The organism is Paenibacillus hodogayensis, assembly GCF_039536325.1.
GTDB lineage: Bacteria > Bacillota > Bacilli > Paenibacillales > NBRC-103111 > Paenibacillus_AB > Paenibacillus_AB hodogayensis.
Window position 1 is genome coordinate 1,103,255 of sequence record NZ_BAAAYO010000010.1, and the last position, 12,167, is coordinate 1,115,421.

Below are 12,167 nucleotides of genomic sequence, written 5' to 3' on the forward strand. Positions count from 1 at the left end.
TTATGCATAACGGATCGGACAGCCACGTACAAGTATTGGTGAGGCAAGCGAAAGGAGGCTTACGATGAAAACGGCCATTTGGCTCTATTTGTTCATGTTTGTCGCATTTTTCGACCTGCACGCCCAATATCCGATTCTGACTCCGTTTGCGATCTCGCTGGGCGCCGCACCGACCTTCATCGGTTGGATGATGGGCATGTACTCGCTGACGCATTTGCCCGGCAACCTGCTTGCCGGTTATTGGGTCGATCGTTATGGCAGCAAACTATTTATATGCTTAAGTTTGCTGTTCGCAGGCGTTCTGCTGCTGTACCAAGCGAAAGTTGCCGATCCTTGGCACTTGCTGCTGATCCGATCGATCAGCGGATTCGTTCTCGCCTTTCTATCTCCCGCCTGTCTGGCCATGCTGGCCAAGCTGGGCTCGAACCGCATCCAGCAAGGGAAGCTGATGGCCGGCAACGGCTTTGTCCATACGCTTGCCTCAGTCGTCTCCCCCGCCGCCGGAGCGCTGCTTGTCGCCAAGGTCGGCTTCGCCTTAGCGTTCAGCCTACTCGGTTGGGCATTGATCGGAATCGGCGCTAGCGCCCTGTTCTTTATCCGCGATTTGCCAAAGCCGAAGCGCGCGGTCGCTTCCGATGGGCTTTCGGGGCACCATCATCACGGTCACGGTATGAAGGCGCCGGCCGTCTTGACGGATAACCCTGCTGCCGGCGGTATCCCCTGGCTGTTTTACGGTGTGCCGCTCGGTCTGGCCTGCTCGCAGGGAATTTTGTTTTTCGAGCTGCCTCTGATGAAAGCTTCGCAGCAGTCTTTGCTGACGTCCGGCCTTTTGTTCTCCATGGTCAGCCTTGGCGCGCTTTGCACGCTAAGCCTGCTGTTTCTGCACAAATACTCTCCCTTTTCGCGGACCGTATTCGGTGCTTTTGCTTTGGCAATGGCTTTTTTCGGGCTTGCTGTCGATTGGCCGCTGCCGCTTATGTTCTCTCTGCTGCTGATCGGCATGGCCAAAGGGATCGTCTTTCCGGCGATGGCGACGCTGCTGGCCAGCGTGTCCAGTGCCAGCCGGTACGGCCGCGTCTTTTCGTTCATGGCGATTTCTTCGTCTTTGGGAGCTTTTATTGGGCCTGTCGTGGCCGGTCAACTGCGTCACAGCTTATCCCCGTATTTTATCGCATTTATTATTCTGATGCTTGCCTTGACGCTGCTTGTTCCCGGCAAATTCCGCACGGCCGGCGACGTCCCTCCCGTTGTCGAGTAATCAGCCGTTTTTTGCTTCCCGGTAGACGACTGCCCAATTTGCCTTGCACGGGCGAATGCACAGGCACACCCCCCTATCTGTTAATAGGATGGTATTGTCAACACGACAAATCGCCTACCAAGAAGGAGTGAATGATACATGTCGCAATGCGAACCTGGTGTTGGAGGATTATGGACCTCGACAGGCATCATCCTTGTGCTTTACATCCTGCTGGTCATCATCCTGAGTGCCTGCTGGATCTAAATGTTTGTCCGGTAATAGCCCCCCCGGTACCGACATGCCCAGCCGATCTAAACTTTCCGGAGCCGCTGCCCAAGCAGCGGTTTCGCTCATTAAAGCCTGCCAAACTCCTCCCCCTCCCTTCCCATCATGCTGCCGGCTTCCACTGGAGTGCCCCGATCGACATTTCCCGGGAAATCCGTCATCTGTTCGTCTTGTTTGTCGGATCGAATAATGGCTATACTGGTGAAAACGACAATCCGGGCGGGAACGTCGAACTGGGGGGCCATCATGTCGATCGCGATTATAGTAGAAGGAAAAAACGACAGAAGCCGTCTGCGCCGACTGCTGACAGACGATATTTTGATCCTGTGCACGTACGGCACGCTTAATTCGGACAAGCTGGAGAAACTGAGGAAGCAGATCGGCGACCGGGAAGTCTATTTGTTTACCGACAACGATCCTTCTGGGAAACGAATTCGCGGCGTGCTGCGGGATGCGTTTCCCGACGCAGAGCAGATTTATACGCGAAAAGGCTATGCCGGCGTTGAAGGAACGCCCGACGAATACATCGTCCAGCAGTTGGAAAAAGCCGGACTGGATGAATATATCCGCTAAAAATCAAGCTCCGCCGGTTGGAATTGATTTTCCAGAAGCCCATAAATTACGGAACCGAGGGAGGTACGGGCCATGATATCCAGTCTGGAAAAAATGTTTGAGAATTTCGAATTTCGTGCAGAACAGAAAGGCATCGAACAAGGCATTGAACAAGGCATCGAACAAGGCATTTTGCAGGTCGCCCGCACAATGCTCAGCAAAGGAACCAATCTTGCCTTCATTGCCGAGGTAACCGGCTTGTCGAAGGCCGAGCTGGAGAAGCTGCGCAACCGCGAATCACAATGAGGCAATCCCCGCGCAAGGCTCCGCCATCAATAAAAGCCCGTTCATCTGCTCGAAGATGAACGGGCTTTTATTGATGAATGCGGACTCTTGTCTAAGTGACAAACTGGATTAAATAAATGACGAACGTGACCGTAAAAATACTGAACACCGTCGAAGAAAATACCGCTTGGGACGAAAACTCCGGCTCATTGTCGAATTCGACGGCGAGCAGTACGCTGCTGAGCGAGGTCGGCACCGCGCACGACAAGATGAGCGCCTTCGCCATATCGCCGTGAAAGCCGAAAGCGAGCACGATCAGAAAGCCCATCAGCGGTCCGACGCACAGCCGCAGCACGTTGGAGATGGCCACGTCCTTCAGCTTCAGCTGCCATTTCATGCTGCCGAGCTGAACGCCGAGTGTCGTAAGAGCAGTCGCGATAAAGCCTTTTGCGATATAATCGATCGACAAATAGATCGGATGCGGAACCGGAATGTGCAATCCACGCATGATCAAGGCTATCGGTATGACATATATGACTGGCATCGAGCTGATCGTTTTCAGCGTATCCTTCAATTGCTGCCTGTGCGCATTGACGGCATAGACGCCGTACGTGTTCGGAATGAGACTTTGCATCATCATAATAATAATCTGAATGGACAGCGTGAACGGGTCGCCGACGAAGACAAGCTGGTTCAGCGGAATCGCATAATTAGCGCTGTTGTAGAAAATGACGCTGTTGCGCATCGCGCTCCGCATCCCGTCCTTATACCCGCGGACCCGCATGACAATCTCGACAAGACCGAACATGGCGAAGAAAAAGACGAAAAAGAACAGCAGCACCTGGGACATGACCTTCAACGACAGTTGCGACTCATACAGCATTTGAAACATGATCGCCGGAGAGAACAGGTAGAAGTTCAACTTCGACAACGTCTTGATATCCAGCTTGAAGGCACGTTGCAGCAAGACGCCGAGCGCAATCAGCAGACTCAAGGGCACTACGTTGTTGAGAAGAATATGGATGAAGTATGTCACTGGGTGCTACCCTCTCTGCCGGTTATTTGGCCAAGCTTTTGACGGCCTCCGCGATTTGCCGGTAGCTGATATTCCCGTCGTTCGCGACAAAATATTTGCGCAAATTGCCTTCCCGGTCGACAAGCGCAATCGAATTCGTATGCCCGAAATTGCCGTTGTTGTCCTTCAACACGCTTACCCCGTACTGTCTGGCCAGATCGACGACAGTTTTTGAATCGCCACGCAAAAACTTCCAGCCGTTAGGGTCGGCTTCGAACCTTGCCGAATATTTTTTCAATTGATCTATCGTATCGCGATCCGGGTCAAAGCTGATCGAATACAGCACCGCGTCGGTGCCGAGCAGACCGCTTTTCTTCAGCTCTTGCTGGACCTTGGACAGCTCGTAGGTTGTCGGCTGGCAAACGTCCGGGCAGGTCGACCAGAAAAAATAAACAAGCCGCACTTTTCCGTTGTCGTCGCTGAGTCCGCCCGTCTTGCCGTCCGTTTGCTCGAGCTTGAAATCCGCCGCCTGTTTGATCACGGGCAGCCGTTCCCCTTTTCCCCCTCTGGACTGATACAGCCAACTGGCCGCAGCTGCCAAGATTACGACGACAATGACAATCTTAAACCAATGCTTCTGCCAAAACACGCTCAACTTCCCGTCTCCTCCTTCTCTTCTTCTGCAAATTGAATGTACGCTCCAATGAAAACGCTCTTTTCGTCCAGAAAAAAGAACAAGCTTTACGGAAGCTTGTTCCCTTGTTGCGCTGGCGGACGGCGGCCGCAGCGGTCCGAACCGTTGGCGCGGCCATAAATCGAAACGATCTGCCGGAATGGCCCTACATGCGAATCGTATCGATAATCATCACGATAAAAAGTAGCGGCAAATAGTTGATCGAGAAGACAAACATCCGTTTCGCCCAGTTGTCGTCGTCCTTCGTCCGGAACCCGGCCAGGCCGATCAAGGTCCAGGCCAGACCAAGCGCGATGGCGGCGACCAAATAGATTTCGCCCACATACCCATAAGCATACAACAGCAGCGAGACCGGTACAAGCATAACGAGAAAACGCAGCATGTGCATCTTGGTCAGCTCATTACCGTGCACGACCGGGAGCAGCGGGAAGCCTGCGGCGCGGTATTCTTCCTTGCGGCGGATACCGAGCGCCCAGAAGTGGGGCGGCTGCCACAAAAAGAGGATGCCGAACAAAATCCAAGCCCCGATATCGAGCTGACCGGTAACGGCGCAATAGCCGATGACCGGCGGCATCGCTCCGGAAATGGCGCCGATCGTCGTACTGAGCGTCGACGTGCGTTTCAGCCATGCCGTATAAATCAGAACGTAGACGAGCAGCCCGACGACGCCAAGCAGCGCGCTGAGTGGATTGACCAGCAGACATAATACGCTAAGACCAGCCGCGCCGAGCGTAATTCCATACCAAAATACCACTTTCGGGTCAAGGATGCCCGTCGGCAGCGCACGCTTGCTCGTCCGGGACATTTTCGTATCCAGATCGCGGTCCAAGTAGTTGTTTAACACGCAGCCGGACGCCATTACGAGAACGGTGCCGAGCATGGCGTACAGCAGAAGCAGGAAGTCGAAGTCTTTGCCCGAATTGCCCCAGGCAACCCAATACGCGCCAAAAGCCGTGATAATATTGGAAAACAAAATCCCCGGCTTCGCCAGTTGAATGAAATCTTTCCATGTGGCTTTCCGTAGAACGACCGGTGTCTCCTGCTCCTCGGCAAGCTCGGCCGCGTCGATACGGAGCTGTTTGTCCATCATAACGGCAAACCTCCTGAACGCTAGTGCGATCAACGCTTCTGGGCGCTGTATCATTCCATATCATAGCAACCCCAATCTCGTTTGACAACGAACGGGGTCGGAGTTTCATAATTTTGTCGATAATGGTGTCACGTTTCCGACATACGCCCAATACACTGTATAGTAGGTGTTCGCCTATGGCCCTGACGAAGATGGGGCAAACGAGACAAAGGAGGATCATTATCGATGATGGACATGAACCCTTACAGGCAGACCGGACCGGGGAGTATGCCGCAATACTATTATTATCCAATGTCGCAGCAACCATCCGGGGCCCCCGGAGCCGGGTTTCCACCCGTTGGGGCGGGCGCTTCCCCGACAGGTATGCCGATGGCGCCCACGCCCCCCGCATCGACGCCAGGCATGCTGCCGGCCGAGGAGTCTTATATCGAAAACATACTTCGCCTGAACCTGGGCAAGATGGCAACCCTGTACATGACGTATGAGAACAACAGCGAATGGAACGCCAAAATTTTCCGCGGTATCTTGGAAGCCGCCGGACGCGACCATATCATTATAAGCGACCCGAAGACGGGGATGCGCTATCTCCTGCTGATGGTCAACCTCGACTACATCACCTTCGACGAGCCTCTGCAATATACGTACCCGTTCCGTTAACGGCATGAAATACGTTCGGCATAATCCGCAATAACGAACACAAGCGATGCGTCCGTGTGGACGCATCGCTTGTGTTTCATCGCATGTACGGACGTACATAAGACAATCGTGATTTCCAGCTCAAGACCGCAAGAAGGCTGCCTCCAAGACTTTTTTCGCCGAGACAGCCCTGCACGGCCATGAAACACGAATTCAATCGACCTGCTGCGAATCCGGCAAAACGCCGCGTCCGTGTCTGTTCACATTTTCTCCGATACGACCTTCGCCTGGGTAAGCAGCAGCAAGTAATCGCGTCCTCCCGCCTTCGAATCTGTCCCCGACATCTGAAAGCCGCCGAACGGGTGAACGCCGACAAGGGCGCCCGTGCATTTGCGGTTGACATACAAATTCCCGACGTGAAAATCGCGGCGGGCTTGCTCGACATGCGCCCGGTTGCGCGTATACACCGATCCCGTCAAGCCGTAGTCAGTATCGTTGGCCAGCCTCAGCGCCTCCTCGAACGAAGCTGCCTTCGTAAAAGCAAGCACCGGTCCGAATATTTCTTCGCGGGCAATACGCGCACCCGGACCGACATCGGCGAATATCGTCGGCTCGATGTAATAGCCGCGCGGCTCGCCCGTCCCGCCTCCCAGCACAAGGCGCCCCTCCTTCCGTCCGATCGCGATATACGCTCGGATGCTGCGGTGAGCCTTCTCGTCGATCACCGGCCCGACATCGGTGGCGGCGTCCGCCGGATTGCCGGTAATGAGCCTGCCCGCGCGCGCGACGACCCGCTCGAGCACGTCCTCGTATACGCTCTCGTGCACGATTGCCCGCGAGCAGGCAGAACACTTCTGCCCGGCATAGCCGAACGCCGAGGCGACGATCGCCTCCGCCGCCAGCGCCGGATCGCCGCCTTCATCCACGACGATGGCGTCCTTCCCCCCCATCTCGGCGATCACCCGCTTGATCCAGCGCTGCCCGGTAGCGGTCCGGGCCGCCCGCTCGTTGATGCGCAGGCCAATCTCGCGCGAGCCGGTAAAACTGACGAACCGGGTCAACCGATGGTCGACCAAATAGTCTCCGACCTCGCCCCCCGAGCCGGGCAAATACGCGACCACGCCGTCAGGCAGACCTGCTTCCTCCAGCAGCTCCACGAACTGGGCGGCAATGACCGGGGTGGCGCTGGCCGGCTTCAGCACGACCGTATTGCCGGCTACGATCGCCGCGGCAGTCATGCCGGCCATGATCGCCAGCGGGAAATTCCACGGCGGGATAATAATGCCGACGCCGAGCGGAAGGTAGGAAAGCTCGTTGTCCTCGCCGGCGATGCGGACCAAAGGCTGGGGTTGTGCCAGCCGCTCCATCTCCCGCCCGTAAAATTCCATAAAATCGATCGCTTCCGCCGTATCGGCGTCGGCCTCCGCCCGCGTTTTCCCGGCTTCGTAGGTCAGCCAGGCGGAAAACTCGTGCCGACGCCGGCGCAGCAGGGCCGCCGCCTTGTACAAATACCGGGCCCGCTCTCGCGGTTCGACGCGCTGCCATGCCGCGAACGTCTCGTAAGCGGTCTGAATGGCCTTCTCGGCAAGCGCCGGATCGGCCTGCGACACGCTCCCGACCAGTTGGGCGAAATCGGCCGGATTGACCGAGCGGATGCGCCGGTCCGTCATGATCCGCTCTCCGCCAATGACCAGCGGATACTCCCGGCCCAGCCCGGCCTCCACCAATCGCAGAGCGGTCTCGTACTCCGCGTTGCTCCGCGCTTCCTTGAAATCCGTAAAAGCTTCGTTCGCAAACGGCACCATCATCCCGTGCCCCTCCCCTTTGTCGCGTTCCGCCGTCGGCTAGTACAAAGTCAAACCTTAAACGGTATTCGTGAAATGGACGAACCCCTTGCACCACAAGGGAGCGAGCCATCCCGACTACACAGATTAGCTCTGACTTTGTACCAGGTCTCCGGCGCAATAGTCACGCGCCCATTTTTTTTCGCAAAACGTTTAGCACGTTTCGCTTTCTATCATAAAATGTATGAACCGAACGCACCGTTTCATGACTTGGAAAGGGGAGCTTTGCGCATGAGCATCGGCACCAAGCTGTACCGGAAGACGCTCTTGACCATAGCGGACAATAAATTCGTGGAGAAGCTGTCGGTCAAATACGGACAGAAGCTGGCGGAGAAGTTTATTGCGAGCGATACGCTTGCGGGAGCGTTGAACAAAGTGAAGGCGCTCAACCGTAAAGGCATCATGGCCACGCTGGACCATCTTGGAGAAGGCATCGAGCGTCTCGACGAGGCGGCCGGGTACCGGGACGCTTATTTGAAGCTGCTGGACGGAATCGCCCGCAGCCGGGTCGACTCCAACGTGTCCTTGAAGCCGAGTCAAATGGGGCTTGCTTTGGACCCCGAGACCGGCTACGCCAATATTCGCGCGATCGTGGAGAAAGCGCGGGAAACGAATTTGTTCGTGCGGATCGATATGGAGGGAACGCCGTTCACCCAGGCAACGATCGATATCGTCCGCCGGCTGCACAGAGAAGGACTGACGAACGTCGGCACAGTCATTCAAGCGTATTTGCTGCGCAGCGAGCAGGACGCCGCCGAACTGAGCCGCGAGCGCATCCGGCTGCGTCTGGTGAAGGGCGCCTACAAGGAACCCGGCACCGTAGCCTACCAGCATACGGACGAGGTCATCGACAATTTCCGTAAGTTGATCGGACTGACGCTGGACCAAGGCATCTACACCGCCGTCGCCTCTCACGACGACCGCATTCTGACGTGGACGAAAAACTATGCCGCGCAAAAAGGCATCCCCAGGGACGCCTTCGAATTTCAAATGCTGTACGGCTTGCGGATGAACGAGCAGGCGAAGCTGGCCCGGGAAGGCTATCGCATCCGCTGCTACGTTCCGTACGGATCGATGTGGTATCCGTACTATACGCGGCGGCTGGCGGAGAAGCCGGCCAACCTGTGGCTCGTCGTCCGCCACATGTTCCACTGATGGCTTGCCTCGCTTCAGCCGTCCCGCAGCTTCAAGGAAATCGCCGCTTGCAGCTCCCGCATGGCGCATTCGCGCCGCACTAGCAGCCATTCGGCCTCTTCCCGGCCGATTTCGCGAAACCGGATCTGCTCCCCCGGCTTCGTCTGGGCAACGGCCGGCAGATCGACCGATGCCACATGGGCGATCTGCGGATAGCCGCCAGTCGTTTGCCGGTCGGCCAGCAAAACAATCGGCTGTCCGTCGGGCGGCACCTGCACCGTTCCGTGGCTTACGCCCTCGGACAGCAGCTCGAGCGGTGCGGACAGTTGCAAAGCCGGGCCGGAGAGACGGCTCCCCATCCGGTCCGAACGCGGATCGACGACGAACGGCTGCCGGAACAACTTCTCCCGGCTGTCGGCATCGAAGCGCTCGAAATGTTCGCCACGCAGCACGCGAATAATTCGGCGGTCGTTTTGCCGGACAATGCCCGCGACGTCGGAGGCAAACCAGGACGTCGACAGATACGGACACCCGAAACCGGCATCCCCGCTATCTGTACCCGCGCTGCGGAGCAGAACGCGGCCCAGCCGGGCCGATCGCTCCCCGGGCGGCCCGACAGGTACGACGTCGCCCGCCTGCAGAGCGCGGCCCGCGAAGCCGCCGAACCCGCCCCGCGTATACGTGCTCGCGCTGCCCATTACCTTCGGGACCGCAAAGCCCCCCGCGGCCGCTACATAAGTCCGCAAGCCCTGACGGCTGACGCCGAACTCCAGCACACTGCCTCTGCGGACCGCTACCGGACGGCTCTGCGGAAACGGAATCCCGTCGAGCGCAGGCGAAAAATCCGCCCCGCACACCGCCAGCAGCGTGTCGGCTTCAAAGCGCAGGGCGACGCCCCCAAGCGTCAGCTCCAAGGCGGCTTCCTCTTCCGCATTGCCGACCAGGAGGTTGGCCGTGCGCAGGGATACGGCATCCGCCGCGCCGCCGACGGCGACGCCAAGCTTTTGGAAGCCCGGTCTTCCCAAATCCTGCACCGTCGTCAGCAGACCCGGGCGTATGATCGTTACCGTCATCGCATATCCTCCGTACGAGAAGTATTCTCCTCGCACTCGTAAGCTTCGTACTGTTCCCGGTTAATCGGCTCGAACCGGATCGCGTCCCCGGCGGCAAGCAAACTCGGGCTTCGCTCCTCCGGCCGGAGCAGCCGCAGTGGCGTACGGCCGATCAGCTGCCAGCCCCCGGGACTCGCCAGCGGATAGATGCCGGTCTGCGCCCCGCCAATGCCGACGCTTCCAGCCGGGACGACCGTCCGCGGGCTGCTCCGGCGGGGCGTGGCAAGGCGCTCGGGCAGCCCTCCGATATAAGGAAATCCGGGCACGAAGCCGATCATGTACACCGTGTAAGTTCCGGCCGCATGGACGGCGGCCGCTTCCTCCTCGCTCATGTCGTGATGGGATGCGACGAAAGCCAGGTCGGGCCCAAACTCGCCGCCATAGCAAACCGGTATAGTCACCGTTCGCGCCTTGTGGGGCGACACCGCTTGCAGACGCAGCAGCCTGCGGCGAAGAATATTGCAGACGATGTCGCCGATCGTCTCGCCGCGATCCGCCTCGTCGATAGCGACCAGCACGGCGACAGGATCGTAATGCACCGCCACGGCCGCATAGGAAGGCACGCATTCGATCATGCCGGGAAACGGCTCGTTCTCCAGCAGCGCTGCGAAAGAAATCGCCAGACGGTTAACCGCCATATCGATAAGATCGCCAAACCGGACGATTACCGCCGAATCGCCAAGCGGCGCCAGTTCATAAGAAACTATGCCATTATGCTCCATTGCCTTCAAAGATTCCCCTTCCCTGTCCGGCAAGCCCGTTTTAGGAAGCCTGCCCCGTCCGCTTCCGTCCGATCGCCGAAGCTGTCCGGGATGGATAAGGATTCAACGGTATATAGCAACCGCCATTGTGTAATTGTAACACATGCAAGCCTCCGGCCGCGTGCCCAAAACCGCAATCAGTTCCTCAAAAATGCGGCCCGGTTTTGTCATTGCCCGGCAAGAAGCTTATAATAAACGATGCACCAGGCCGATACAATCATACGAGAAAACCCTGGCACGAACATATAAAGGAGGAATGCACTATGCTAACATTTCAACAAAAGCTCGACCGCTATGCGGAGCTTATCGTGAAGGTCGGGGCCAACGTCCAACAAGGCCAGACGCTCATGCTGCAGGCTTCGGTCGATTCGGCCGAGCTCGCCCGTCGCGTCGTGCAAAAGGCGTACGAGGCCGGAGCCTATACGGTAAAAGTTCGCTGGAGCGATGACGAAGCTTCCCGGATCGCCTACGATCTGGCTTCGGCCGAATCGTTTCTGGAGGAGCCGACATGGACCGCCGCCGAGAAAATCGAGCTGGCCAAAAACGGCGCTGCATTCGTCACAATTACATCGGCCGATCCGGACCTGCTGAAGGGCGTCTCTGCGGAAAAAATCAAAAACGCCAACAAAACGACCCGCCAAGCTTTAGCCCCATACAGCGAGCTGTCCCGGGCGTTCAAAATCAGCTGGAGCCTCGCCACCGCCCCGTCCAAAGCCTGGGCAGCCAAAGTATTCCCCGACGTTCCCGAGGAGGAACAGATCGGCAAGCTGTGGGATGCCATCTTCCGCATGGTTCGTGCCGATCAGGACGACCCGCTGGCCTTGTGGGAGCAGCATATCGTTCAATTGAAACGGAGAGCCGGTTATTTGAACGACAAGCAGTACGCCAAGCTGCACTACGTCGGGCCGGGCACCGATCTGACCATCGGTCTGCCGAAGCGGCACATTTGGCTGGGCGGCAGCAAGCAGAACGAGCAGGGGACGTGGTTCGTGCCCAATCTGCCGACCGAGGAGGTCTACACCGCTCCGGCCAAAACCGAAGTGAACGGCACCGTATCCAGCACGAAGCCGCTCAGCTATAGCGGCAACATTATCGACCGTTTCTCGTTCACCTTCGAGAACGGCCGCGTCGTGAAAGCGACGGCAGCCGAAGGCGAAGAGACGCTGCTCGGGCTGCTCGAGACGGACGAGGGCGCCAAGTATTTGGGTGAAGTGGCGCTCGTGCCGCATCGTTCCCCGATATCCGACTCCGGGCTGCTGTTCTACAAAACGCTGTTCGACGAGAACGCCTCGTGCCACCTCGCCGTCGGCAGCGCCTATACCGCCTGCGTCGAGGGCGGCGTCGACATGACGGCGCAGCAGCTGGCCGAAAGCGGGCTGAACGCCAGTATGGCGCATACCGACTTTATGATCGGCTCGGGCGAGCTGGACATTTACGGCATAACCGAAGACGGAAGCCGGGAAGCGGTGTTTGTGAAAGGCAACTGGGCCTTCGAATAACGACGGGCCAATCATCGGCAAAA

General features: G+C 57.7%; 13 protein-coding genes. 7 read left to right on the plus strand and 6 right to left on the minus strand.

Features of this window, described 5'->3' with window-relative positions:
* Nucleotides 1–64: 64 nt before the first annotated feature.
* The 4 genes from ABD796_RS23685 to ABD796_RS23700 all read left to right on the plus strand — a co-directional run bounded on the left by ABD796_RS23685 (nt 65) and on the right by ABD796_RS23700 (nt 2,380).
* Nucleotides 65–1,258 carry an MFS transporter gene (locus ABD796_RS23685; RefSeq protein WP_344912550.1) on the plus strand — a complete coding sequence of 398 codons (1,194 nt, stop codon included), beginning with the start codon at nt 65–67 and terminating at the stop codon, nt 1,256–1,258.
* Between the two features lie 138 nt (nt 1,259–1,396).
* Entirely contained in the window at nt 1,397–1,501 is a 105-nt protein-coding gene (locus ABD796_RS23690) for a YjcZ family sporulation protein (protein ID WP_344912552.1), read from the plus strand.
* Nucleotides 1,502–1,768: 267 nt separating this feature from the next.
* Nucleotides 1,769–2,095, plus strand: coding sequence for a toprim domain-containing protein (locus ABD796_RS23695; protein ID WP_344912939.1), 327 nt, complete (start codon nt 1,769–1,771; stop codon nt 2,093–2,095).
* Nucleotides 2,096–2,167: 72 nt separating this feature from the next.
* A complete protein-coding gene (locus tag ABD796_RS23700) occupies nt 2,168–2,380 on the plus strand; it encodes a hypothetical protein (RefSeq protein ID WP_344912554.1) in 213 nt (70 codons plus the stop codon).
* A gap of 91 nt (nt 2,381–2,471) precedes the next feature.
* Here the strand turns inward: ABD796_RS23700 and ABD796_RS23705 are convergent, their stop codons facing one another.
* From ABD796_RS23705 to cyoE, 3 genes are all read right to left on the minus strand, one after another.
* Nucleotides 2,472–3,395, minus strand: coding sequence for an AEC family transporter (locus ABD796_RS23705; RefSeq protein WP_344912557.1), 924 nt, complete (start codon nt 3,393–3,395; stop codon nt 2,472–2,474).
* A gap of 22 nt (nt 3,396–3,417) precedes the next feature.
* Nucleotides 3,418–4,023, minus strand: coding sequence for an SCO family protein (locus tag ABD796_RS23710; protein ID WP_344912941.1), 606 nt, complete (start codon nt 4,021–4,023; stop codon nt 3,418–3,420).
* A gap of 190 nt (nt 4,024–4,213) precedes the next feature.
* Nucleotides 4,214–5,155, minus strand: a complete 942-nt coding sequence (cyoE, locus tag ABD796_RS23715) for a heme o synthase (RefSeq protein WP_344912944.1) — start codon at nt 5,153–5,155, stop codon at nt 4,214–4,216.
* Nucleotides 5,156–5,383: 228 nt separating this feature from the next.
* Between cyoE and gerQ the strand changes: the two genes are divergently transcribed.
* Nucleotides 5,384–5,815, plus strand: a complete 432-nt coding sequence (gene gerQ, locus ABD796_RS23720) for a spore coat protein GerQ (RefSeq protein WP_379117014.1) — start codon at nt 5,384–5,386, stop codon at nt 5,813–5,815.
* Between the two features lie 239 nt (nt 5,816–6,054).
* On the opposite strand, the gene pruA is transcribed toward gerQ, so the two are convergent.
* A complete protein-coding gene (gene pruA / locus ABD796_RS23725) occupies nt 6,055–7,602 on the minus strand; it encodes an L-glutamate gamma-semialdehyde dehydrogenase (protein ID WP_344912559.1) in 1,548 nt (515 codons plus the stop codon).
* Nucleotides 7,603–7,869: 267 nt separating this feature from the next.
* Between pruA and ABD796_RS23730 the strand changes: the two genes are divergently transcribed.
* Nucleotides 7,870–8,793 (plus strand): proline dehydrogenase family protein, encoded by a 924-nt coding sequence (locus ABD796_RS23730; RefSeq protein WP_344912561.1) that lies wholly within the window; start codon nt 7,870–7,872, stop codon nt 8,791–8,793.
* Between the two features lie 14 nt (nt 8,794–8,807).
* Here the strand turns inward: ABD796_RS23730 and ABD796_RS23735 are convergent, their stop codons facing one another.
* Together ABD796_RS23735 and pxpB are read right to left on the minus strand one after the other, a co-directional pair.
* On the minus strand, nt 8,808–9,845 hold the full coding sequence (locus ABD796_RS23735) for a 5-oxoprolinase subunit C family protein (protein ID WP_344912563.1): 1,038 nt from the start codon (nt 9,843–9,845) through the stop codon (nt 8,808–8,810).
* Entirely contained in the window at nt 9,842–10,606 is a 765-nt protein-coding gene (gene pxpB, locus ABD796_RS23740) for a 5-oxoprolinase subunit PxpB (RefSeq protein WP_344912948.1), read from the minus strand. The genes ABD796_RS23735 and pxpB overlap by 4 nt, the downstream gene beginning before the upstream one ends.
* 302 nt (nt 10,607–10,908) lie before the next feature.
* On the opposite strand from pxpB, the gene ABD796_RS23745 reads away from it, so the two are divergent.
* Nucleotides 10,909–12,144: an aminopeptidase gene (locus ABD796_RS23745; protein WP_344912565.1), complete on the plus strand. Its 1,236-nt coding sequence runs from the start codon at nt 10,909–10,911 to the stop codon at nt 12,142–12,144.
* Nucleotides 12,145–12,167: the final 23 nt, after the last annotated feature.

Coding starts and splice junctions, on each gene's coding strand:
- ABD796_RS23685 (WP_344912550.1), top strand. CDS start 65: ATGAAAACGGCCATTTGGCTCTATTTGTTCATGTTTGTCGCATTTTTC.
- ABD796_RS23690 (WP_344912552.1), top strand. CDS start 1,397: ATGTCGCAATGCGAACCTGGTGTTGGAGGATTATGGACCTCGACAGGC.
- ABD796_RS23695 (WP_344912939.1), top strand. CDS start 1,769: ATGTCGATCGCGATTATAGTAGAAGGAAAAAACGACAGAAGCCGTCTG.
- ABD796_RS23700 (WP_344912554.1), top strand. CDS start 2,168: ATGATATCCAGTCTGGAAAAAATGTTTGAGAATTTCGAATTTCGTGCA.
- cyoE (WP_344912944.1), bottom strand. CDS start 5,155: ATGGACAAACAGCTCCGTATCGACGCGGCCGAGCTTGCCGAGGAGCAG.
- gerQ (WP_379117014.1), top strand. CDS start 5,384: ATGATGGACATGAACCCTTACAGGCAGACCGGACCGGGGAGTATGCCG.
- pruA (WP_344912559.1), bottom strand. CDS start 7,602: ATGATGGTGCCGTTTGCGAACGAAGCTTTTACGGATTTCAAGGAAGCG.
- ABD796_RS23730 (WP_344912561.1), top strand. CDS start 7,870: ATGAGCATCGGCACCAAGCTGTACCGGAAGACGCTCTTGACCATAGCG.
- ABD796_RS23735 (WP_344912563.1), bottom strand. CDS start 9,845: ATGACGGTAACGATCATACGCCCGGGTCTGCTGACGACGGTGCAGGAT.
- pxpB (WP_344912948.1), bottom strand. CDS start 10,606: ATGGAGCATAATGGCATAGTTTCTTATGAACTGGCGCCGCTTGGCGAT.
- ABD796_RS23745 (WP_344912565.1), top strand. CDS start 10,909: ATGCTAACATTTCAACAAAAGCTCGACCGCTATGCGGAGCTTATCGTG.